This window comes from Amycolatopsis sp. NPDC114503, assembly GCF_055633655.1.
In genome coordinates, this window is the sequence record NZ_JBVKDT010000004.1 from 267,992 (window position 1) to 289,924 (window position 21,933).

18 protein-coding genes are annotated in these 21,933 nt (G+C 70.4%); 9 read left to right on the forward strand and 9 right to left on the reverse strand.

Annotation, left to right across the window (positions count from 1 at the left end; translation table 11 throughout):
- Positions 1-2: 2 nt before the first annotated feature.
- Complete coding sequence (locus ACZ7OI_RS18445) at positions 3-1,658, reverse strand: FAD-binding protein (RefSeq protein ID WP_470265413.1); 1,656 nt, start codon at positions 1,656-1,658, stop codon at positions 3-5.
- On the reverse strand, positions 1,658-2,518 hold the full coding sequence (locus ACZ7OI_RS18450; protein ID WP_470265414.1) for an alpha/beta fold hydrolase: 861 nt from the start codon (positions 2,516-2,518) through the stop codon (positions 1,658-1,660). Before ACZ7OI_RS18450 ends, ACZ7OI_RS18445 begins: the two co-directional genes overlap by 1 nt.
- Before the next feature lie 130 nt (positions 2,519-2,648).
- Here ACZ7OI_RS18450 and ACZ7OI_RS18455 point away from each other — a divergent pair, with 130 nt between their 5' ends.
- The gene (locus ACZ7OI_RS18455; protein WP_470265415.1) at positions 2,649-3,179 is read left to right on the forward strand and encodes a flavin reductase family protein; all 531 of its coding nucleotides are present in this window, start codon (positions 2,649-2,651) and stop codon (positions 3,177-3,179) included.
- Between the two features lie 58 nt (positions 3,180-3,237).
- Here ACZ7OI_RS18455 and ACZ7OI_RS18460 read toward each other — a convergent pair whose 3' ends face one another.
- Genes ACZ7OI_RS18460 through ACZ7OI_RS18470 form a run of 3 tightly spaced genes read right to left on the reverse strand, consistent with a single transcriptional unit; the run spans position 3,238 to position 7,448 of the window.
- Entirely contained in the window at positions 3,238-4,722 is a 1,485-nt protein-coding gene (locus ACZ7OI_RS18460; RefSeq protein WP_470265416.1) for an aldehyde dehydrogenase, read from the reverse strand.
- A gap of 24 nt (positions 4,723-4,746) precedes the next feature.
- Positions 4,747-6,051: an MFS transporter gene (locus ACZ7OI_RS18465; protein WP_470265417.1), complete on the reverse strand. Its 1,305-nt coding sequence runs from the start codon at positions 6,049-6,051 to the stop codon at positions 4,747-4,749.
- Positions 6,052-6,062: 11 nt separating this feature from the next.
- Positions 6,063-7,448 (reverse strand): FAD-binding protein, encoded by a 1,386-nt coding sequence (locus tag ACZ7OI_RS18470; protein WP_470265418.1) that lies wholly within the window; start codon positions 7,446-7,448, stop codon positions 6,063-6,065.
- A gap of 155 nt (positions 7,449-7,603) precedes the next feature.
- On the opposite strand from ACZ7OI_RS18470, the gene ACZ7OI_RS18475 reads away from it, so the two are divergent.
- Genes ACZ7OI_RS18475 through ACZ7OI_RS18495 form a run of 5 tightly spaced genes read left to right on the forward strand, consistent with a single transcriptional unit; the run spans position 7,604 to position 13,265 of the window.
- On the forward strand, positions 7,604-8,380 hold the full coding sequence (locus ACZ7OI_RS18475) for an IclR family transcriptional regulator (protein WP_470265419.1): 777 nt from the start codon (positions 7,604-7,606) through the stop codon (positions 8,378-8,380).
- The gene (locus tag ACZ7OI_RS18480) at positions 8,377-9,582 is read left to right on the forward strand and encodes a CaiB/BaiF CoA transferase family protein (RefSeq protein ID WP_470265420.1); all 1,206 of its coding nucleotides are present in this window, start codon (positions 8,377-8,379) and stop codon (positions 9,580-9,582) included. The genes ACZ7OI_RS18475 and ACZ7OI_RS18480 overlap by 4 nt, the downstream gene beginning before the upstream one ends.
- Positions 9,579-10,421, forward strand: a complete 843-nt coding sequence (locus ACZ7OI_RS18485) for a citryl-CoA lyase (RefSeq protein WP_470265421.1) — start codon at positions 9,579-9,581, stop codon at positions 10,419-10,421. Before ACZ7OI_RS18480 ends, ACZ7OI_RS18485 begins: the two co-directional genes overlap by 4 nt.
- A complete protein-coding gene (acnA, locus tag ACZ7OI_RS18490; RefSeq protein ID WP_470265422.1) occupies positions 10,418-12,964 on the forward strand; it encodes an aconitate hydratase AcnA in 2,547 nt (848 codons plus the stop codon). The genes ACZ7OI_RS18485 and acnA overlap by 4 nt, the downstream gene beginning before the upstream one ends.
- Positions 12,965-12,980: 16 nt before the next feature.
- On the forward strand, positions 12,981-13,265 hold the full coding sequence (locus tag ACZ7OI_RS18495) for a YciI family protein (RefSeq protein WP_470265423.1): 285 nt from the start codon (positions 12,981-12,983) through the stop codon (positions 13,263-13,265).
- An 85-nt stretch (positions 13,266-13,350) separates the two neighbouring features.
- On the opposite strand, the gene ACZ7OI_RS18500 is transcribed toward ACZ7OI_RS18495, so the two are convergent.
- Positions 13,351-14,025: a DUF3592 domain-containing protein gene (locus ACZ7OI_RS18500; RefSeq protein ID WP_470265424.1), complete on the reverse strand. Its 675-nt coding sequence runs from the start codon at positions 14,023-14,025 to the stop codon at positions 13,351-13,353.
- Between the two features lie 468 nt (positions 14,026-14,493).
- Entirely contained in the window at positions 14,494-15,399 is a 906-nt protein-coding gene (locus ACZ7OI_RS18505) for a LysR family transcriptional regulator (RefSeq protein WP_470265425.1), read from the reverse strand.
- Positions 15,400-15,862: 463 nt separating this feature from the next.
- Between ACZ7OI_RS18505 and ACZ7OI_RS18510 the strand changes: the two genes are divergently transcribed.
- The 3 genes from ACZ7OI_RS18510 to ACZ7OI_RS18520 all read left to right on the forward strand — a co-directional run bounded on the left by ACZ7OI_RS18510 (position 15,863) and on the right by ACZ7OI_RS18520 (position 18,648).
- Complete coding sequence (locus ACZ7OI_RS18510) at positions 15,863-16,261, forward strand: YegP family protein (protein ID WP_470265426.1); 399 nt, start codon at positions 15,863-15,865, stop codon at positions 16,259-16,261.
- Between the two features lie 136 nt (positions 16,262-16,397).
- A complete protein-coding gene (locus ACZ7OI_RS18515; protein WP_470265427.1) occupies positions 16,398-17,477 on the forward strand; it encodes a substrate-binding domain-containing protein in 1,080 nt (359 codons plus the stop codon).
- 94 nt (positions 17,478-17,571) lie between these two features.
- Entirely contained in the window at positions 17,572-18,648 is a 1,077-nt protein-coding gene (locus ACZ7OI_RS18520) for a substrate-binding domain-containing protein (protein WP_470265428.1), read from the forward strand.
- A gap of 57 nt (positions 18,649-18,705) precedes the next feature.
- On the opposite strand, the gene ACZ7OI_RS18525 is transcribed toward ACZ7OI_RS18520, so the two are convergent.
- Complete coding sequence (locus tag ACZ7OI_RS18525; protein ID WP_470265429.1) at positions 18,706-19,584, reverse strand: sortase; 879 nt, start codon at positions 19,582-19,584, stop codon at positions 18,706-18,708.
- Positions 19,581-21,845, reverse strand: coding sequence for a hypothetical protein (locus tag ACZ7OI_RS18530; RefSeq protein ID WP_470265430.1), 2,265 nt, complete (start codon positions 21,843-21,845; stop codon positions 19,581-19,583). The genes ACZ7OI_RS18525 and ACZ7OI_RS18530 overlap by 4 nt, the downstream gene beginning before the upstream one ends.
- Positions 21,846-21,933 lie beyond the last annotated feature (88 nt).

The following is a 21,933-nucleotide window of genomic DNA, read 5'->3' on the forward strand; positions in this document are numbered from 1 at the left end:
ACTCACGCCGAGCGCGCGGCCGCGTGCTGCGCCGCGAGGTAGCCGAAGACGATCGACGGCCCGATCGTCGCGCCCGGACCAGCGTATTCGTTGCCCATCACCGCGGCGGTCGTGTTGCCGGTGGCGTACAGGCCGTCGATCGCCGAGCCGTCGTCGCGCAGGACGCGACTGTTCTCGTCGCACACCAGGCCGCCTTTGGTGCCGAGGTCCCCCACCTCGATCCGGAACGCGTAATACGGCCCCCGATCGATCACGTCGAGGCACGGATTCGGCAAGGTCGGGTCGCCGTAGTACCGGTCGTAGGCGGACTCGCCCCGCCCGAAATCGCCGTCCGCGCCGGCGCGGGCAAAACCGTTGAACCGCTTGACCGTTTCCGTCAACGCGTCCGCCGGAACACCGATCTTCTCGGCAAGGCCAGCCACCGTCTCGGAGCGGTGCGCGATTCCCGCCGCGTAGTACGGTTCCGGAATCGGCGCGCCCGGAAGGATTTGCGCGAACGGATACCGCGCGCGGGCCTTCGAGTCCATCACGAACCAAGCGGGCACGTGTCCGCCCTCGAGTTGCGCATGCACGAAGGTGACATACGGCGCGGACTCGTTGGTGAACCGCGTTCCCTCCGCCGACACGATGACCGAACGCGGGATCGACCGTTCGGACACCAGCGGCACGACAGCGCCGGACGGGTGCCGCACCGACGGCATCCACCACGCGTCGTCCATCAGGTCCGTGGCCGCGCCGACGCCCAGACCGGCCTCGATGCCGTCGCCGACGTTCTCCCGCGCGCCGCCGCTGCAATCGTCCCAGGCGGCTTCCGGAAGATAGCGTTTCCGCAGATCAGCGCTGTGTTCGAAGCCGCCGGTCGCCAGCAGCACGCCACGGCGGGCCCGGATCCGCTGCGGCGCACCGCCGTGTTCGGCGACGATCCCGGTCACCCGGCCGTCCTCGACCACCAGCTCGGTCATCGGCGACCGCAGCCACAGCGGGACCCCGGCGTCCTTCAACGCCATCCGCAACCGCGCGACCAGCGCACGCCCGCCGGTCGCCATGTGCCGGCGCCGCACCACATTGGACGACACCCGCCAGGCCGCGATCACCGACGCCCACCGGCCGCGCCAAGTGCGCTTGACCATCGCCAGGTCGTGGTAATCCTTCGCGGTGACCCACAGGCCGAGCGGGCCCTTCATGGTGTTCGGCCGCTGGTGCCGCTCGTCCTCGCCGAGATTCCGGGTGTCGAACGGCTTCGCCTCGACCGACCGGCCCAGCGGACGGCCGCCCTCCAGCTCCGGGTGGTAATCGGCGTAACCCTTCACCCAGAAGAACCGCAGCCATTTGCTGCGCTCCAGCAGTTCCATCGCCGCCGGGCCGTGGTCGACATACGCGTCAAGCCTCTTCGCGGGCACCCGTCCCTCGGTGAGCAGGTCGAGGTAGCGGCGGATCGACGCCCGGCTGTCGTCGTGCCCGGCCGCGCGCAGCGCCGGGTTGTTCGGGATCCAGATGCCGCCGCCGGAAATCCCGGTGGAGCCGCCGTACATCGCGCCCTTCTCGACGATCAGCACGTCCAGCCCGGCCGCCGCGGCGGCCAGTGCGGCGGTCATTCCGCCGCCGCCCGACCCCACGACGACGAAATCGTATTCCGAGTCCCAGGAGTCCCGGTCCATCACTCGCCGTCCTTCCGCAGCAGGAACGCGAGTACGGCGCTTTCCCAGGCGTCTTTCTGCTCGATCATCGTCCAATGGCCGCAATTCGGAAGAATGTGCAGTTCCGCATGGGGAATGGTGCGCATCGGGAGCAACGCCATGTCGAGCGGGCTGACCCGGTCGTCCCGGCCCCAGGTGATGAGGGTGCGGGCGCGGATCTTGCGCAAGGAAGCCCACAGCGGGGTGACGTCGAAGGCCGCTGCCGCCTGAGCCTGCAGCACGCCTTTGCCGTACATTTTCTTGGCGCTGGCCAAGGAATCCGCGGCAGTCGCGAGCCGCCACCGCTCCTCGATCAGCTCTTCGGTGATCAGGCCGCGATCGAAAACCATCGAGTTCAGCCACTGCACGAGCCGTTCGCGCGTCGGGTCCTCGACGAATTCGGTCAGCAGGTTGATCCCCTCGCCCGGAGCCGGGCTGAAGATGTTCGTGCCCATCCCGCCGACGGTCACCAGCCTGCGAACGCGATCCGGACGCTCGATCGCGGTGCGGGTGGCGACGAATCCGCCCATCGAGTTGCCGACGAGGTCGGCGGCGGCGATGCCGAGCCCGTCGAGCAGGTCGAGCACCGCGCGTTCGGCGGCGGGCATCGGCGGCGCGTCGACCGGGTCGCTCACGCCGAATCCGGGGAATTCCAGGATCAGGCACCGGAAATGCGCGGCGAACGACGGCAGATTCGCCCGGAAGTTCTGCCATCCGGTGACGCCGGGACCGGATCCGTGCAGCAGCACGACCGGCGGGCCGTCGCCTGCTTCGTGGTAGCGCAGCACGCCCCGGTCGGTGCGGAGTTCGCGCAGCGTCGCGTCGTGGCTCAGTTCCGGCATGGCTGACCTCTTGCTCGTGGGTGCGGGATGCCGCCGAAGCTAGCCAGTCGCCGCACGCGCGCGGGCCCGCAGTCCCGGTCACCGAGAGAGCCGGAAGCCATGGACGCTCGCGGCTTTTACCGTCGAAGCCATGCAAGCCACCGAAGCACCGACCCCGCTGGAGATGCGCCGCGCGCTGAGCCGGTTCGCCAGCGGCGTCACCGTGGTGACCGGCGGCGACGCCGGCGAGGCGGTGGGGTTCACCTGCCAATCCTTCACGTCAGTGTCGCTGGAACCGCCGCTGGTGCTGTTCTGCGCCGACCGCGACGGCCGGGCGTGGCCGCGCATCCGGGCCGCCGGGCGGTTCTGCGTGAACGTGCTGGCCGAACCGCAAGCCGACCTCTGCGGTCGCTTCGGATCCCGTCGCGGCCTTCGCTTCGAAGGGCTGAATTGGGAGCTTTCCCGGTGGGGCACCCCGGAATTACCCGATGTTCTGCTGCGCGTGCACGCCGAAATCGAGACTGTGCACCGCGCGGGCGACCACGACGTCGTCCTCGGCCGGGTGCTCGCGCTCGACCCGGGCGCCGACGAAAGGCCGATGATTTTCTATCGCGGCGATTTCGGCGTCGAAGGCAGTCCGGACGAGGTCCCGGGCTACCTTTGGGGCTGGAGCGACCGCTGAGCCGGGCCGTGCGGACGATCGAGTCTTGCGTCAGCGCGGCCCAGCTCCCGAACGCCGTTCAGGCGCGCGGGTTGAACGGATCGGCGATCCGGTTGCCGGTGTCGATCCAGGCGGTTTTGACCTCCGTGTACTCCTCGATCGCGCGGAATCCGTTCTCCCGCCCGATTCCGCTCTCCTTGAACCCGCCGAACGGCGCCACGTAATTCGTCTTGCGGTAATTGTTGACCCACACGGTGCCCGCGCGCAGGCGGCGGACCATCCGGTGCGCGCGGGCGACGTCGCGGGTCCAGACGCCTGCCGCCAACCCGAACGCGGTGTCGTTGGCGATGCGGACGGCGTCGTCCTCGTCGCGGAACTTGATGACGACGGCGACCGGCCCGAACACTTCCTCCCGCGCGATGCGCATGTCGTTGCCCACCCCGGTGAACACGGTCGGGCGGACGAACAATCCCTTGCTCAGCGCGGGATCCCCGGGACGTCCGCCGCCGGTCGCCAGGTGCGCGCCGTCGGCCTTGGCGACCTCGATGTAGTGCAGCACCTTGTCGTACTGGGCCTGGCAGGCCACCGTGCCCATTTCCGTCTCCGGGTCGAGCGGGTCGCCCAGCCGGATCCGTTCGGTGCGCTCGATCAGCGCCGCGGCGAACTCGTCGTGGACGTCCTCGTGGACCAGAACCCGGGAACCGGCCATGCACGTCTGCCCGGTGGCGGCGAAAATCCCCGCGACAACACCGTTGACGGCGTTGTCCAGATCGGCGTCCGGGAACACGATGTTCGGGGATTTTCCTCCCAGCTCCAGAGAAACGCGGGCGAGCCGTTCCGCCGCGGTGACCGCGATCTTCTTGCCCACCGCGGTGGATCCGGTGAAGGCGATCTTGTCGACGCCGCGGTGCCCGGCGAGCGCCGCGCCCGCCTCGCCCGCGCCGGTGACGACATTGACCACCCCGTCCGGGAAACCGGCCTCCTGGATCAGCCTGGCCAGCACCAGCGTCGACACCGGCGTGACCTCGGAAGGCTTGACCACCACCGTGTTCCCGGCGGCGAGGGCGGGACAGAGCTTCCACAGCAGCAGCGCCAGCGGGCTGTTCCACGGCGTGATGGCCGCAATCACGCCGATCGGCTCGCGCACCGTGAAGACCTGCATATTGGGCACGCTGCTGGCGAGGGTCTCCCCGACCGGTGCCTCGGCCACGCCCGCGAAAAAGTAGCAGTGGTTGGCCAGCGCGGCCGTCTGGCCGGCGACCTCGCGGATGAGCTTGCCGTTTTCGAGCACCTGGATGCGGGCGAGTTCGTCGGCGTTTTCCTTGATGAGGTCGCCGAACGCGCGCAACAGAGCGGCGCGCTGCAACGGGGTCGACTGCGACCACGGTCCCTCGTCGAACGCACGCCGGGCCGCCGTGACCGCGTCGTCGACGTCCTGCAGCGTGGCGGTGGGCACGTGTGCCCATTCCTCTCCGTCGAACGGGTTGACCGACGGGAAAGTGGCGCCGTCGGACGCGGAGCGCCATTTTCCGTCGATCAGCATCTGGTAGTTCTCGGTGGACATGAAGGTGGTTCTCCCAACAGGTGTTCAGGCGGAGACGGTGAGTTCGGCCGATGCGGCAGCGGCTCGCTTTCGGCGCGAAGTACCGGCGACAGCGACAAGCGAGATTCCAGCGGCGGCAACGGTCAGCAATGCGAGCGGCCACCACCGGGTGCCGTTGCCGACCACGGCTTCAGCGATGAACGGTGTGGGAGCACTGAAGATCAGCGCCCCCAGCGCGTTGCTCAGCGCGGTGCCGCTGTACCGGACGCGGGTGTCGAACTGGTCGGCGATCACGCTGGAGATCACGGAGTACACGGTGGCGTGCGCGCCCAGCATCATCACTGTGATCACGACGCCGGTGACCACCACGTGTTCGCCGTCCAGCAACCAGAAGAACGGGAACACAGCGACGGCGGTGAACGCGATTCCGGCTAGCAGCACCGGACGCGCGCCGATCCGATCGCTCACCGCGGCTGCCGCGGGCAGCGCGAACAGGTCGACGGCGGCCGCGATCATCACAATGAGCAGGGCGGTATCGCGGGGCATGCCCAGCGACGCCGTCGCGTAGGTCAGGAAGTACACCGAGATCAGGTAGAAGACGACGTTGACCGACGCCTGCACGCCAGTGCCGGCGGCGAGCCCGCGCAGCGCAGTGGTGAACACTTCCCGGATCGGCAACCGCGCCGTCCGCCCGGTCGATTTGAGCGCGCTGAACTGCTCCGGCTCGGCGACCCCGAGCCGGATCGCCAGCCCGACGCCGACGAGGACGAAACCGGCGAGGAACGGAATCCGCCAGCCCCAGGCGAGCAGCTGGTCGTCCGGCAGCGCCGAGACCCCGGACATCACGGCCGTGGCGAGCACCAGGCCGAGCGGGCTGCCCATCTGCGGAGCGGATCCGAACAGCCGCCGGCGGGACGCCGGGGCGTGCTCGACCGACATCAGCACCGCGCCGCCCCATTCGCCGCCGACCGCGAGGCCTTGCAGCAGCCGCAACGCGATGAGCAGGATCGGAGCCGCGATCCCGATCGAGCGGTAGGTCGGCAGCGCGCCGATCAGCCCGGTCGACGCGCCCATGATGCTCAAGGTCGCGATCAGGGTGGTCCGGCGGCCGAATCTGTCGCCGAGGTGGCCGAAGATCGCGGCCCCGATCGGCCGGGCGACGAACGCGACGCCGAGCGTGGCGAACGACGCCAGCCGTCCGCTGTGCGGGTCGGCCCCGGGGAAGAACAGGTCGCCGAAGACCAGTGCCGCGGCGAGCCCGTAGATGAAGAAGTCGAACCATTCGATGGTGGTGCCGACGAGACTGGCGACGGCGGCGCGCCGGGACATGCGGGCGGTGGACGGGTTCATGGCTGTCTCCCTCAAGCCGCGGTGCTCGGGGTGGTGGAACGGGAAGCCGCCGCTTCTCCCGCGACCCGGCCGAAGCAGAGGGCTCGCAGGACGGAAGTCGCGCCGGGGTATTTCCCGTGGTAGATCCCGGCTGTCTCGCCGACGGCGTACAAGCCCGGGATCGGGGTGCCGCGACGGTCGACGACGCGGGCGTGTTCGTCGGTTTTGAGGCCGCCGAAGGTGAAGGTGATCGCGCAGGTGACCGGCCACGCCACGTAGGGCAGCTCGTCGATCGGGCGGGCCCAGTTGGACTTCGGCGGTTCGAGACCGCTGGTCGCGATCCCGTCGAGCGCGGTGACGTCGAGCGGGCCCGGCGCGGCCGCGGCGTTGTAGGCCTCGACAGTCGCCACGAGCGCGGCCGCGTCGAGGTCGAGCCGTTGCGCCAGTGCTTCGAGGGTGTCCGCGGATTCGGGCTCGCGGTCGGTCAGCACGGCGCGGGCGATGTCCTGGCGCACCAGTTTCTGATCGGCGATGACGTAGGCGAACTGGTCGGCGTCGCGCCAGATCCGGTAAGCGACCGACTCGAAGGTGTTGTCCGGGGTATCGGATCCCTCGTCGAGGAACCGCTGCGCGCGGTGGTCGACCAGAATGCCGTACGGGTAGACCATGACCAGCGCTTCCGGCGAGCGGGTGCGCGGATCGACCGGCTCGCCGTGGAAGCGCTCGAACTGCCCGTCCGTCGCCGCGCCGGCCCGTACGCCCATCTCGATGCCCTCGCCCTGATTGGCGCGCCCGCCCGGGGCGATCGGCGAAAGCTCGTGCCCGCGGTCGCCGAGGTGCCGGTCGAGCAGCGCCGCGCTTCCTTCGAAACCGCCGCAGGCGAGCACCACCGTCGGCGCTTCCCAGCAGGTGCCGTCCGCTGAGACAACCCCGGTCACCGCGCCCGTCTCGTCCTGGACGAGGTCCTGGGCGGCGGTCTCGTAGCGGATCGTGCCGCCGAGGGTTTCCACCCGCGCGGCAAGGGTTTCGACGATCGCCGCGCCTCCGCCGACGGGCATCAGCCTCGGGCCCTTCGAGGTCAGGAAGTAGGTGAGGTCCGGCTTGGTGGCCACCCCGTTCTCGTTGAGCCATTCGATCGTGGGCCGCGCCAGCCCGGCCAGCCTGCCGATGATCGCCGGATCGGTGCGGCCGCCGCTCAGCTCGCGCATCCGCGCGGAGAAATCGGCCGCCGGGGCGCCGTCCGGTTCGAGCCGGAAGAACGCGCCGGTCCACGCGGTGTTGCCGCCGCGCTGGGCCTTCGACGTCCGTTCGAGCACGACGACCCGGCCCGCGGGGCGGCATTCGAGGAACCGCACGGCGGTGGCGAGCCCGCCCGCACCGCACCCCACCACGACCAGATCTGCCTGTTGTCGACTCACGAAACTCCCTTTCTCGTCCCCAGCGCGCCATTGAACGGTTCAAGAATTCCGCTGGCCAGTTCGAGCATCGCGAGAAGTAGGAGAACACGCGCTTGAGACCCAGTCAACCCACTTCGTGGTTTACGCGAACCATCAGACGGTCTACTGTGAGGGTCATGGCTGAGACTGGTACCGCTTCCACGCGGGTCGACGGCGGCGTGCGCAGCATCGCGCGAGCCGTCGAGGTGTTGGAACTCTTCGACGCGGCGCATCCGATCCGGCAGCTCCGTGAGCTGGTCGCCCTCACCGGCCTGCCGAAGACCACCGTCGTGCGGCTGCTCGCGACGCTGGAATCCCTCGGGCTGATCGTGGACCGCGGCGACTCCTCCTACGGCCCCGGCGCGGGTCTCCTGCGCTGGGTCAAGCTCGCGGAGTCGCTGTGGGAGGTGGGCCCGGAAGCCCGCCAGATCATGGCGCGGCTCGCCGAATCCTGCGGCGAGACCGTCAACGTCTACGTCCGCCGCGGCCTCGACCGGACCGCGATCGCCCAGGCCGAAGGCACCGCGACGGTCCGCAGTGTGGTCGCGGTGGGGGTGCCGTATCCGCTGGCGACCGGAGCCAGCGCCAAGATCCTGCTCGGCGGCGCGCCGGACGAGGTGCTGCACGAACTGGCCGGCCTGCGGTCCGGCCTCGAACTGGAGCCGCTGCGGCGGGAAGTGGCCAGCATCCGCGAGGCGGGCTACGCGGTGACGCACGGCGAACGCGAACTGGGGGCCTCGGCGGTCGCCGCGCCGATCTTCGCCAAGGACGGCCGGGTGATCGCGGCGCTGTCCGCGAGCGGGCCGACCTCGCGCTTCACCGCCGATCGCGTCGGCCGCTACGTCGACGCCGTGACCGCCGCCGCCCGCGAGATCAGCGAAGCCGGGCTCGGCCCGGTGGAGGTCTTCCTGTGACCGCCGACCTGCTCGAAGGCGTGCGCGTGCTCGACCTCACCAACGTGCTCGCCGGTCCGTTCGCCGGTTACCAGCTCGCCCTGATGGGCGCGGAGGTGATCAAGGTCGAACCGCCCGGCACCGGCGACCTCGCCCGTCAGCTCGGCGCCGATCCCGCGCTGTCCGGCGAAGGACTCGGCGTCTCGTTCCTCGCCCAGAATTCCGGGAAGCGGTCCGTCACGATCGATCTCAAGAGCACGGGCGGGAAGGACGTCTTCGCGAGGCTCGTGGCGCGCGCCGACGTGCTGCTGGAGAACTTCCGGCCCGGCGTGCTCGAACGTCTCGGGTTCGGCTGGGACCGGTTGCGGGAGATCAACCCGCGACTGGTCTACTGCGCCGTCTCCGGCTTCGGCGCGACCGGGCCGATGCGCCGCAGGCCTGCCTACGACCAGGTCGTCCAGGGGCTTTCCGGCATCATGAGCGTGACCGGAACGCCGGAGGTCTCGCCGCTGCGGGTGGGATTCCCGGTGTGCGACAGCTTCGGCGGGCTCGCCGCGGCGTTCGCGATCTCCTCGGCACTGCTTCGCCAGCGCCGCACCGGCCGGGGCGCTTTCCTCGACACCTCGATGCTGGACGCCGCGCTCACCGCCATGGGATGGGTCGTGTCGGACCACCTGATCGGCGGCCGCGAACCGGTGCCGATGGCCAACGAGAACATCACCTCCGCCCCCTCCGGCACGTTCGAGACCGGCGACGGCGCGCTCAACATCGCCGCGAACAAACAGGAGCAGTACGAAATCCTCTGCCGGGTGCTCGGCCGGGAGGAGCTGATCGGCGATCCGCGTTTCGCCGCCCGCGAGGATCGCAAGCGCAACCGGGAGGCCCTGCGAGCGGAGCTGGAGACCTCGCTCAAAGAGAAGAGCGCGGCGGAATGGGACGAAATCCTGCTGGAGAACGGGGTTCCGGCCGCGCCGGTGGTTTCCGTGCCCCAGGCACTGGCGTCGGATCAGATCGCGCACCGCGAACTCGTCACGACAGTCGAATCGCCCGCCGCGGCCGGCGGTGCGGTGCGAGTGCTCGGCGCGCCCACCCGCGTCGACGGCGCGCGCGTCGCCGCCGGGTCGCGTCCGCCGCGGCTGGGCGAACACACCGACGCGATCCTGCGGGAGCTGGGGTTCGCGGAGCCCGAGATCGCCCGGCTGAGGGAGGAGAAGGCGGTATGACCTCCGCTCGCGAAGAAGCGATCCGGGCGACGTCGGCCCGGGACGTGACCGAATGGTGGTCCACCGCGGTCTCCGACATCGAACCCGGGAGCATCCGGCTGCGCGGGTATCCCGTGCAGGACCTGATCTCCGGCGCGGGATTCGCGGAGACGGTCTGGTTGATGGTGCGCGGGGACCTGCCCGGCAAACCGCAGGCCGCGTTGCTGGAAAAGGCCCTCGTCGCCGCGGTGGACCACGGCCCGCAGGCCCCGTCGATCGCCGCGGCGCGGATGGCGGCCACGTGCGGCGTCGGCCTGCACGGCGCGATGTCCGCGGGCGTCGGACTGCTCGGCGACGTGCACGGCGGCGCGGGACAGCAGTGCATGGAGCTGCTCGGCCTGCTCCGCGCGGAGTCCGAAAAGGACGGTCTCGAGACCGCGGTCGCCAAGGCACTGGCGGACTTCCGGTCCCGGCGGCAGCACGTCCCCGGCTTCGGGCACCGGTTCCACCCGCGCGACCCGCGCCGCGATCCCCTGCTGGAGGCGGTCGCCGACCAAGCCGCGGCCGGAGTGGTCGAGGGCCGTTTCCTCGCCGTCGCCCGGGAACTCGAACGGCAGCTGTCTGCCGGGCGAACCACGCCGGTCCCGATGAACATCGACGGGGCGACCGCCGTCGTCTACGCGGAACTCGGTTTCCCGCCGGAGCTGGGCCGCGGACTGTTCATCCTGTCCCGCTCGGTCGGGATCTTGTCCCACGCGTGGGAGGAAAGCCAGTCCGGCCGCCGGATCAAGGGCCCCCTCCCGCCTCCGCTGCTGCCGGCTTACACCGGCGCCGCCGAACGTCCGGTGCCGCGCCCGTGACCCTCGACTCGTTCCGCGCGCTGCGGTCGCTGCCCGGCGGCGCGCGGTTCCTCAGCCTGCCCGCCGCCGAAGCGAACGGCGCGGGACCGCTCGGCCGCCTGCCCTACTCCGTCCGCGTCCTCGCGGAAAACCTGCTGCGGCACGAGAACGGCCGCACGGTGACGGCCGAGCACGTGCGCGCGCTCGCCCGCCGGGACACCGCCGCCGCGATCCCGTTCCATCCGGAACGGGTGCTCCTGCAGGACGCTTCCGGCATCCCCGTCCTCGCCGACCTGGTCACCCTCGCCGAGCGGGCCGCCGAACTCGGGCTCGACCCGGCGGCGGTCGCCCCGCGACGGAGGATGGACCTGGTCGTCGACCACGCGCTGGAACTCGACGCCGCGGGGTCGGCCCAGGCCGCCGAAACGAACCTCGACCGCGAGTACGAGCGCCACGCCGGCCGGTACCGGTTCCTGCGCTGGGCGCAGACCCGGTTCCCCGGCCTGCGGGTCGTCCCGCCCGGAATCGGGATCTGCCACCAGCTGAACCTCGAGGTGCTCGCCGAGGTCGTCACGACCGGCCCGCTCGCCGGGTTCGACTCGGTCGTCGGCACCGACAGCCACACCACGATGATCAACGGGCTGTCCGTGGCGGGCTGGGGAGTCGGCGGCATCGAGGCGACCGCCGCCGTTCTCGGCGAACCTCTTTTCCTGCGGGCGCCCGAGGTCGTCGGGATCCGGCTGACCGGAGCCGTCCGGCCGGGCGTGCTGGCGACCGACGTGGCGCTGACGCTCGCCGCCCTGCTGCGGGCGCACGGGGTCGTGCAGCGGATCGTGGAGTTCCACGGACCCGGCCTGGCCGGCTTGGCGGTGCCCGACCGCGCGACGATCGCGAACATGGCGCCCGAATACGGCGCGACCATGGCCTATTTCCCCGCCGACTCCCGCACGCTCGGCTACCTCTCCGCGACCGGCCGCCCGGCCGGACCGGTTCGCGATTACCTGGCCGCACAGGGAATGCTGTACGACGCCGAGCCGGACTACGACGACTTGATCGAGCTGGACCTCGCCGCGGTGGACCGGACGCTGGCCGGGCCGTCCCGCCCGCACCAGCGATTGCGGCCCTCCGAACTGCACGACCCGGCGGCCCGGCCCGGCCGCGCGTCCGGCCCGGACGACCTGCCCGCCGGAGCGGTCGTGATCGCGGCGATCACCAGCTGCACCACCACGTCCAACGCGAGGGCGATGGCGGCTGCCGGGCTGGTGGCCCGCAACGCCGTCGCGCGCGGCCTCGCCGTCGCACCGTGGACGAAGACCTCGCTGACCCCTGGTTCACGGGCCACCGCGGACCTGCTCGTCGCCAGCGGCCTGCAGTCCGCGCTGGACGAACTGGGGTTCCACGTCGCCGGATTCGGCTGCGGCACCTGCATGGGCAACTCCGGCCCGCTCCGTCCGGACGTCGCCCGGCAGATCGAGACCCGCGATCTCGCCGTTTCCGCGGTGCTGTCGGGAAACCGGAACTTCCCCGGCCGGATCCACCCTGCCGTGCGCGACGCCTACCTCGCCTCCCCTCCCCTGGTCGTCGCGTTCGCGCTCGCCGGGCGCACCGCGATCGACTTGGACCGCGAACCGCTCGGCACCGGCCACGACGGAAACCCCGTGCTGCTGGCGGACCTCTGGCCCGCCGAGACGGAGATCGACGCGGCCGCCGCGCTGGCGTCTCCCGGCGGGTCCGCGCCGATGACGACGGACCGCTGGCGGCGCCTGCCGCATCCAGACGAGGAAAGCTACGAATGGGAGGGCGAAACGGGCACGATCCGTCGCCCGCCGTTCGCTGACGCCGCCGGGCCGGTCCGGGAGGGGGACCTCCGCGGCGCCCGCCCGCTGCTGGTCCTCGGCGACGGCATCACGACCGACCACATCTCCCCGGTCTCGCGCATCCTGCCCGGTTCGGCGGCGGGCCAGTGGCTCGCCGAACGCGGGGTGGCCCGCGAGAACCTGGGCACCTACAGTTCCCGCCGGCTCAACCACGAGGTGATGCTGCGCGGCGGTTTCGCCAACCCCCGGCTGCGCAACGAACTCGCCGGAGAACGGCCCGGCGGCTGGACCCGGCTCCTGCCCGACGGCGACCTCATGCCGGTGCACGCCGCGGCCGCCGCCTACGCGGAGCGCGGCACGCCGGTGGTCGTCGTCGCCGGTCATTCCTACGGCGCCGGTTCGGCCCGCGACTGGGCCGCGAAGGTCACCCGGCTGCTCGGCGTGCAAGCAGTCCTCGCCCGGAGTTTCGAACGCATCCACCGCACCAACCTCGTCGCGCTGGGCGTGCTGCCCGTCGAATGCCCCGCGCTGAGCGGATTCGACGGGACCGAGGAGTTCGACGTCCTCGGCCTGGTACACGGGCCGCTCGTCAACGCCCCGCTCACCGTCGTCGCCCGGCGCGGCGGCCGGACCGTCTTCGAACAGCCCGCCGTCGCCCGCGTCGACACCGAAGCCGAGGACGAATGGATGCGGGCGGGCGGCCTGCTCGCCCGGCTGCTCAAGACCGCACCTCTCTCCCCCCGCTGAATCGAGAGGAACTGTCATGCAGTTCATGGTTCTCAGCCGCCGCCGCACGGAGCGGTTCCAGGAGGCCGACTTCGCCGCGGTTCTCCCGGCCGAGACGGACCGGGTGCGCCGCCTCTACCTCGACGGCGTCGTACGCCAGATCTGGCTTCGCGACGACCTCCCCGGAGCCTGCTTCGTCGTCGAAGCTCCGGACGAATCCACGGCGAAGTCCACAGTGGACGCGTTGCCGATGGCGAGCTCCGGGCTGTCGGAATTCACGGTGATCCCGCTGCGGCCGTACCGGGGATTCGGGCCGCAGTAGGACCGGTTCCGGCCGCGGAGCCGATTTCCTCACGACTCCCGGCGCTCCCGAGGATCGCACGAACACATTCGCGCGGGGACCGTCGTCACGTCCGCGAAGCCGCTGGCGGGGACGATTCGTCGTCGCGGCCGAGGCGGCGCCCGCGCTTGCCCGCCGTCGGTCGCGGCTCAGCCCGGGCCAAGTCATGCCACAGGATCAGCGTCTCACGTCCGCGACGGGGGCGCGGTGGCGAGCTCCGAACGGCAGGACGAACCCGGACCCGCCGCCGCTGCCGCTCGCCGAAGAAGTAGATCTCGACCCCGACGGCAAAGAAGCCACACGACAGCAGAAGGACGAACATTATCGCCAGATCGATCCCCCAGGGATTGTTGGCGAGGTCGCTGGTGCGCAGATCGTCGGGGTCGGCTCGGTCATAGAACACAGTGACCGTGTCCCCGAAGCGCGGCATGGGTTCGCTTCGCAACCGGCTGAGCACCCCCACCCGCTCGGCCCCGTCCACCAGGTAACTCACGTGGACGAAGCCTCTTCGCGAGGGGCGGTCGCCCTGCACCAGGACAACCGTGCCCTGCACCCGAACTCCGTGGGCAGCGAGGTCGTCGGCACGTTTGTGCTGCAGCATCACACCGAAGCCGCACACGATCAGCAGCGCGAAGCCGACGATAACCGTAAGCACGCCCGCCCACCGCCGGCGAACAGTCTCCGGCTCTTCCCGGCCAACGCTTTTCATGCCGACCCGCCCCCCATGATGCCGCCCCGCCACGCACCCTCCACGGCCCGCGCTGACGTCGCTTCGCACCTTCAGCCAAGCTTAGAACTACTCCGCGCTCTGGCGGAAGATCGCCGGTCGCGAGCCACCAGGCTGTCACGGGAACGGGCCGCCCCGCCGAATGCCTCAAACCGGGATCAATGGCATCCGGGCGGCCGCCGCGCCGGAACCAGTGCCGCGAAAGCAGCGAGGCCGTCCCGACCCACCTGGTCAAGATGGTCTCCCCGGCGAAAATTCATCCGCTGAACCCCTTGCCCGCCAAGCCGAGTGCCTGGGTCGCTGCCCGGAATGAAGACGACCGCTCGGGCCTTGCGTTACAACGCTTCGCCAGCTACCGCACGTGACAATCCGGCGCCCCTCGCCGCGCGAAGCCGAAAGTGCCCGCCCCACGACGAATCAGGCCGCTCACGAACGCGAAAGCCACCGAAACCGCAGCGCGGCCAGGGCGAACCCATCGCCGGACTAGCCTCGGCCCACCGACCCGGATTCCTCCTCCAGCGCGCGCACCATCGCGACCGCCGCCGGCCCCGGCTGCTCCCCCGTCACCGCCCACAGGCAGCGCCGCAGCCCGCCGCATTCGTCGCGCACCGGGATCCACCGGACGTCGGCGGGGAGCGAATCCGCCGCGAATCCGGGCACCAGCGAAATTCCCAGTCCCGCCGCGACCAGGCCCAGCCGCGTCGGCCACGCGCGCACCGAAAACGCGATCATCGGCCCGGCGATTCCCGGCCATGTCCCGAATTCCGGCGAACTCCCCGCCCCGACGATCCATTGCTGTTCGGCCAATTCGTCCGGTTCGACCCAGCTGCGCCCGGCGAACGGATGCGATTCCGCAACCGCCACCCCGTACCCGATTCCGCTGCGCAATTCGGTGCGGCGCAAGCTGTCGAAATCGTATTCCGGCACGCCGTCGCCGGTCACGACCACCGCGACCTCGAGCCGTCCGCGCCGCAGCGACTGCAGCTGCGCCGGGGTCGAGGACTCGGCGAGCTGCACCTCCACGCCCGGATGCGCGCGCGTCAGCCGGGACACCGCGCGCGGCAGCAAAACCGCCGACGCGGCGGGAAATCCGCCCACCGAGATCCGCCCGGCGAGCCGGTCGCGCAGCCCGGCCAGTTCTTTTCCGGCCGCGCTCACGCTGTCCAAAACCCGCCCGGCGTGCCGGATCAGCACTTCCCCTGCCGTCGTGGGACGGATTCCTCGGGCGTGCCGTTCGAACAATGCGGTTCCAGTGGCGCGCTCGCTCGCCGCGATCTGCCGTGACACCGCCGATTGCGTGTAGCCGAGCCGGTGCGCGGCAGCGCTGAAGGACCCGGTGCGGGCCACCTCCACCACAACCCGGAGGCCGGTGAGCGTCAGATCAGCCATTCCGCCAACCATATCCGAAAAGCGCCGCCCCGGACGTCCACAGTAGACGCCACCGCGGTTCCCTCCCCTTGACTACGGCGCACAATCCCGGCCCGATCCGGGCGGACCGGGATTTCCGCGCCCCGAAGGACACCGAGCGTGCCCCAATTACCTCGCCGCAGGTGCCGCCGAACGCCCGAATCGCGGTTGCGGCGAACAGTCGAACTCGCCGCGAACCGCTCCGGGCGCGAAACGCCGGCGCGGAAACGGGCGATGTCATCGCCAGGAGTGGCGAAAAGAATCTCGAGCGTGACCGTCGGCCGGCGGTCTACTGTGGAATGCCCGCACGCACTCGCTGTTCACCGGGTGGCCGTCGCCGCTTAACCGCCGACGGTAACTTTCCGGCCGCGCGCCCGCGATGTCCATTCTGACTGCGACGGCTTGTCACCGGACGGCCGTCCGAGCCGGACTGAGGTTGCGACACATGAAAAGCGCTCGAAGTCCACGGCGGACTCCCCGGTTCCAGCTGATCGGCGGCCCGGGAAATGCGACGAGGTGGCGGCTCCTCGGCACGAACAACGCGTCGCTGGGTCTGGGCACCGTCGACTACCGCAACGGGGAAGAATGCGTCGCGGCGATCCAATGGCTGTGCGCGAACATCCCGCGCACGCGCATGGAACTGACCCACGACCACGGAATCGACTGGCGGTGGATGCTGCGCGCGGGCAACGGCACGATCGCGTCGGCGAGCCACGCCTACGGCCGCCGGATCGAAGCACAGCACGGATACGAACGGTTTGTCGCCGCGATCGGGGAAGCGGCGGAATTCGCGGCGGAGGGCCGGATCACCGACTGGCGCACGAAGTACCGGCTGCCGGGCTGAACGCGTTCGTCGGGCATTAACGCCCGCGCCGTCGGGTGGGAACGCTACCAACCGGGCGCTGTTTGCCGGACCCCGCGAGGTTTGGTCCCGGCCACGGAATCCCGTGGTCGAGACCAGACAGAAAGAGTACAAACTGATGCGTGCTCGTACTGCCCGGTTCGTGGGCGTCTCCGCCGCGGTCGCCGCTGGAGCGGCCCTGATCTTCCCGGGTACCGCCAGCGCTGTTCCCGGTCCGAACCAGCTCCCCGAGGTCGTGGCGGCGGTGGGCTCCGACACGATCGCGGACGTCACCACCGCGGTCTTCGCCGCGGCCAACGGTTCGGCGGCGAACACCGACCCCGACAACTACGTGAACGTCCCGCCGGTTCTCTCGGGCAACCAGTCGTTCAGCGTGCCCGGCGACATTTACGACGGCGGCACCACCTATAACGCCGGCAACCCGCCGCCCAACGGCTCGACCGCGGGGAAGACCGCCCTGGCCAACGCCGCCTCGGCCGGCAGCGGCTCGGTGGACCTCGCCCGTTCCTCCTCCCCGCGTTCCGCCTCCGACCCGTCGTCCTTCCAGTACTACGCCTTCGCGAAGGACGGCGTTTCCTGGGCCGCGTCCTCGACCGGCGCCGGCGCGGGCGTCACCCTGACCCTGGACCAGCTGCGCGGCATCTACAGCGGCACCATCACCAACTGGAACCAGGTCGGCGGCACCAACTCCGCCATCGCCGTCTACCTGCCGCAGGCGGGTTCCGGCACGCTGTCGTTCTTCACCAACACGGTTCTCGGCTTCGACCCGACCACGAAGCCGGTCACCATCAAGCGGTTCCAGGAGAACGAAGCCAACACCATCCAGGCGGACGACCAGTCGTCGGCGATCGCGCCCTACTCCGTGGCCCAGTGGGTCGCGCAGGGCAACGGCGTCGTGAGCGACAAGCGCGCCGGCTTCTTCGAGGGCACCCTCACCGGTGCCGGTTCGGACGGTGCCCCGGTCACGGGCTCCGCGCCGAACTACGCCCCGGCCTTCGCTGACGATTTCCGCGGCGCCCGCTTCGTGTACTACGTGCTGGACACCCGCTCGCCGTCCTACGGCGCGGCGCTCAACGCGGTCGGCTTCGACTCGGCCGGCCCGAGCCCGCTCTGCAACGGCAGCCTCGCCGGCACGCTGACCCAGTACGGCTTCAAGCCGCTCGCCCCGGTCAACGGCGTCACCTGCACGCTTTCCTGACCCGCTGAACCACCGGACCGGCCAGGCCGGGGAACTTCCTCCCCGGCCTGGCCGGTTCCGTTTCCCGCAGAGCACGACCGCCGAAGGAGCGCACGTGAGACGACGCACTCGCACTGCCCCGATCTTCGCCACGGCCGCGGCCGCCATCCTTCTCTTCCCCGGTCTCGCCGACGCAGTGCCCGGCCCGGACGGCGTCCAGGAGGTCGTCACCGCCGTCGGAGCCAACACCACCTACGAGGTCACCGACGCGATCTTCGCCGCAGCCAACTCTTCCCCGGCGAACACCGATCCAGACACTCACGCCAACGTGCCGTCAATCCTGACGCCCGGTCAGGTCTTCTCCGTGCCCGGCGACGTCTACGATCCCGGCACCATCTATCGATCGGCCAACCCTCCGCCCAACGGCGCGATCGCGGGCGGCTACGCACTGGACAGCGCGGCCGCAGCCGGCAGCGGGTTGATCGACCTCGTCCGCTCCGACTCGCCGCGGTCTTCTTCGGACCCGCCGGCGTTCCAGTACTTCGGCTTCGCCAAGGACGCGGTCTCATGGGCTGCCTCGTCGACCGGCGCGGGCGCCGGCCTCGCCCTGACCCTGGGCCAGCTGCGCGACATCTACAGCGGCACCGTCACCAACTGGAACCAGGTCGGCGGCGCCAACGCCCCCATCACCGTCTACCTGCCCCAGGTAGGCTCCGGCACGCTGGCCTTCTTCACCGGCACGGTGCTCGGCTTCGATCCGACGACGAAACCCGTTGCGGTCAAGAGGTTCCAAGAAAACTACGCCACTACCGTTCCCGCAAGCGACCGGGCGACGGCGATCGTGCCCCACTCCGTGGCGCAGTGGGCCGCCCAAGGCAACGGCGTTGCCACCGACAAGCGCGCTGATTTCTTCGAAGGCACTCTCCTCGGCGGCGGTTCAGACGCTCCCCCGGTTTCGGGTGCCCCTCACACCTACGTGCCGACCTACGCCGACGGCTTCATCGGCGCGCACTCTGTCTCCTACGTGCTCGACACCCGCTCGCGGTCCTACGACGCCGCGCTCAACGCGGTCGGCTTCGACTTGACCGGCCCGAGCCCGCTCTGCAACGGCAGCCTCGCCGGCACGCTGACCCAGTACGGCTTCAAGCCGTTGCCGGCCGGCAACGACGGAGTCACTTGCACTCTCTCTTGACCGCATTGAGCCGGGGGCCTGGCAACAAGCTCCACGCCAGCCCCCGGTCTCACTCGCTCAAGCCCAGGCAGGAAGCAGCCGCCAGACCGCCGACGCCGCCAGCACCGCCAGAGCCAGCAACGCCGGTGTGGTCAACACGTATGTCGACACCGAACGCCATCGCCGGTACAGCACGGTCGCCCCCGCGGCCACCACCGCGAACCCGCCGAACGCGAGCACCAGCCGAGCCCAGCCGCCCGGGTCTCCGGTGCGACCGTCCTGGGAGTCCGCTCGGCCGTTCTGCGGCGTCGGACGGAACGGTTTGCCGTCGAGAACCGCCGTCACCACCGTCGCGCTCGACGCGGAGCCCGGCCACCACGAATCGGACGTGACGAGCGTCAGCCGGTCGTTCTCCGTACGGCCGTAGTCGCGGTCTTCGTCCAGGTCACGGGTCGCCGTGTCAGTCACGGTGTAGACCGATTTCCCCTGGGTGGTCGCGACCACCAGCTGGTCTCCCCGGGACAGCTCGTTGAGCCGAGCGAACGGAGCGCCGTATCCGGAATACCGGCCGGCCACCGCCGAGTTGCCCGGCTGCCCGGGCCCCGAAGTGCCTGGCACGTGCCCCGGGCCGGACATCGTCTCCCCCGGCTCCACGCCTTCGAGCACCACCTGTTGCACCTGCAGTTTCGGGATCTCCAGCACTGCCACCGGCGCGCCGAGCTCCGGCGGTTTCGTCACCGGCGCGGCGCCGAGCAATGTGCGGGCCGCACCCTGCGCCTGAGCCATCCGGTCCTGCAGCACCGACAGCGCCTCCCGCTGGTCGTTGTTCGCCAGCATCGGTCCGAGTGCGTAGGCGACGATGCCGAAGCACAACATCGTGGTGACCAGCCAGCCGACCACCGCGATAACCGTCCACTTAGGAGTCAAGTGCACCGGGGCACGGAGCGTCGCGGTCATGCCCGGCGTCGCAATGCGACGAGCCTGCCGGCGAGCCGCCTCACCCACTGCGGCAACGGCTTCCCCGCCGTCAGGTAACCAGTCGAGGACGGCAACAGGACCAGCGCGACCAAGGCGAACAACGGAATCAGCGCTCCCAGAACACCTGCTCCCGGAAACAGCGGGATCTTCACCGCCGCCGCCAGGCTGCGTGCCTCTTGGACGCTCGCTTGCGTCGGTGCCTTCATCGCCAGCGCGGCGGCTTCCGCCACACCGGAGCCATTCGAGCCGGAGCGGGGAAGCGGATCGCTGCCTCCGGCGCTCAAGGGTGTCCCGCCCGCGGCGGCACCAGGGCCGCCAGTCGCCGCCGAGCCGGGATTCTGCGCTTCCGTCCGCTCGTGGCAGGATGCCGCGGCGGTGCCGGTGCCGACCTTCGCCGCGGCGGCCTGCGCCGCGGAAAGCAGATCCGGCGTCAGCGGGACCAGGCCGGGGCCCAAGGTCCCCTGACCGCCGTTGACAGCGGCCTTCAGGAAGTTCGCGAGCTGGGCTTGCTTCGCGGCTTCCGGCGCGCACGATGCGTCCACCAGCGGATTCAGCGGCGCGGTAAGCGACTCGAGGTACGTGAGCGGATACGCTTCCGGGTCGTCGGCGCCGACGAGTTGCACCGAGCCGTCCTCGGCCTGCCGCGTGTGCGCCGCCGCGGCCTGCAGAGACTGCGGGGTCGGCGCGACGTAGCCGCCCTTGCCGTTGGGCAAGGCGACCGGGGTCCAGCCGTTCTCGGTCGCGGTGGCCAGGTCGGTGACGACCCAGTTGAGGCATCCCTTCAAGCACTCGTTGCCGGTTCCCAGCGTCACGTTGATGACCTGCTTGCGGACGTTGACCTGGCCGGTCTTCGCGTCGACGTTGTGCACGCCGCCGTCGCCGAGGTTGAGCGCGTTGAGATCAGTCACCACGCCGACCGGCCCGCCGCTTCCCTTCAACGGATTCTTCTTGAGGTCCACGAAGGTCGCGTACGTCCACGACGGCAGCCCTTTCAGCCGGTTGCTGAGGACCAGCGGCACGGTACTCGCGCCTGTTTCGCCGGTGACTCCGTAGAAATCGGTGTTGAACTGCCCGGCACGCGTGTTCGGCGCGAGGCCGGGGTTGGCCGGACCGCTGATCGCCGCCAGCGCCGGATTGCGCTTCACCAGGGCCGCATTGTCGACGAAGATACCGCCCCGGCCGGTCGAGTCGGGCGACAAGCCGCCTTTGCTCAGGAGGTTGGCGATATCGTCCCAGCCGAACTTCAGATTGTCGGCAAGCCGCGAGTTCAGCGCGCCGCCGTCGTCTCCGCGATCTGTCGGAGCCCACCCGATCGCGGCGAGCACCGTCGCGTTGAGCGCCGTCGGAACGTAGCTGCGAGCGCGGACCTGCTGCGCGGCCAGCGCTCCGCCAGAGCCGGTGACCTGCACGTCCGACTCGCCCTTGTCGAACGACGTCAGCCCGACGTCCTCGCTCTCGTTCACGATGTTGACCGGCTGCATCGCCTTCGTCGGCGCGCAGAGCATCTGATTCCAGCCGACCGCCGTGCGCCCGAACCGCTCGGGCATGCTGCCGGTCAGCGTGGTGGCTCCGACTCCGCCGCACCCTTTGATCTTGAGCCCGGGAGCGGTGGCTCGGAACGCGAGCGAGCTGTCGTACACCGTCTGCGCGGGGGCAGTCGCGGTCGCCGGGACGTTGATGCGCAAGGTGATGGTGCACGGATGATTCTCGTCGCAGGCGAACGAATACTTCTTGTTGTCCGGGTTGTTCGGCCACTTCAACTTTTCCGACCGCTTGAGAGCCGTGAAATCCGGGTCGAAAGGCACGATTCCGGGAGTACGCGCGCCCCGCGGCACGTACGTGTCGAACACGATGTTGTGCGTGGTCGCGCTCCGGCCGACGTTGGTGGGCGGCGGCTTGAACTCCGAGCCGGACAGCTCGTCGTTGAAGGCCAGGCAGTACGCGGTGACGCGGGCCGCGACGGACGGGTCGTGCGTCCAGGTCCCGGGCTTCACGAGCGAGTCCCGCAGTGGAGCCGGGCACACGGAGTAGTTCGCCGTAGCCCCCGCGGGCAGCCCGGAGATCGTGATGCGCAGCGCATCCCCGTCCTGCGCGTTCATCGGGTCGGCTCCGGTCACCTGCACCTGATAGTTCAACGGACTCGGCTGCGTCTGCGCGGACGCGGCGGGCACGACGGCGACGCCGAGCACCGCGAGCACCCCGGCGGCGAGCACGTGCGCCACGCGTCTGAAGCGGTTCATGGGTTCAACTTCTCCACCGTCGCGCGCGGCGTCAACAAACGGGATCCGAACGCGGGCACCGGTTCACGAACGCGCCGTCGGGCCTTCG

Excerpts from the sequence above, each read along its gene's own strand:
- ACZ7OI_RS18505 (WP_470265425.1), bottom strand. The coding sequence starts at position 15,399 with ATGGCTGATCTGACGCTCACCGGCCTCCGGGTTGTGGTGGAGGTGGCC.
- ACZ7OI_RS18450 (WP_470265414.1), bottom strand. The coding sequence starts at position 2,518 with ATGCCGGAACTGAGCCACGACGCGACGCTGCGCGAACTCCGCACCGAC.
- ACZ7OI_RS18525 (WP_470265429.1), bottom strand. The coding sequence starts at position 19,584 with ATGACCGCGACGCTCCGTGCCCCGGTGCACTTGACTCCTAAGTGGACG.
- ACZ7OI_RS18495 (WP_470265423.1), top strand. The coding sequence starts at position 12,981 with ATGCAGTTCATGGTTCTCAGCCGCCGCCGCACGGAGCGGTTCCAGGAG.
- ACZ7OI_RS18475 (WP_470265419.1), top strand. The coding sequence starts at position 7,604 with ATGGCTGAGACTGGTACCGCTTCCACGCGGGTCGACGGCGGCGTGCGC.
- ACZ7OI_RS18485 (WP_470265421.1), top strand. The coding sequence starts at position 9,579 with ATGACCTCCGCTCGCGAAGAAGCGATCCGGGCGACGTCGGCCCGGGAC.
- ACZ7OI_RS18530 (WP_470265430.1), bottom strand. The coding sequence starts at position 21,845 with ATGAACCGCTTCAGACGCGTGGCGCACGTGCTCGCCGCCGGGGTGCTC.
- ACZ7OI_RS18460 (WP_470265416.1), bottom strand. The coding sequence starts at position 4,722 with ATGTCCACCGAGAACTACCAGATGCTGATCGACGGAAAATGGCGCTCC.
- ACZ7OI_RS18455 (WP_470265415.1), top strand. The coding sequence starts at position 2,649 with ATGCAAGCCACCGAAGCACCGACCCCGCTGGAGATGCGCCGCGCGCTG.
- ACZ7OI_RS18515 (WP_470265427.1), top strand. The coding sequence starts at position 16,398 with ATGCGTGCTCGTACTGCCCGGTTCGTGGGCGTCTCCGCCGCGGTCGCC.
- ACZ7OI_RS18465 (WP_470265417.1), bottom strand. The coding sequence starts at position 6,051 with ATGAACCCGTCCACCGCCCGCATGTCCCGGCGCGCCGCCGTCGCCAGT.
- ACZ7OI_RS18510 (WP_470265426.1), top strand. The coding sequence starts at position 15,863 with ATGAAAAGCGCTCGAAGTCCACGGCGGACTCCCCGGTTCCAGCTGATC.
- ACZ7OI_RS18445 (WP_470265413.1), bottom strand. The coding sequence starts at position 1,658 with ATGGACCGGGACTCCTGGGACTCGGAATACGATTTCGTCGTCGTGGGG.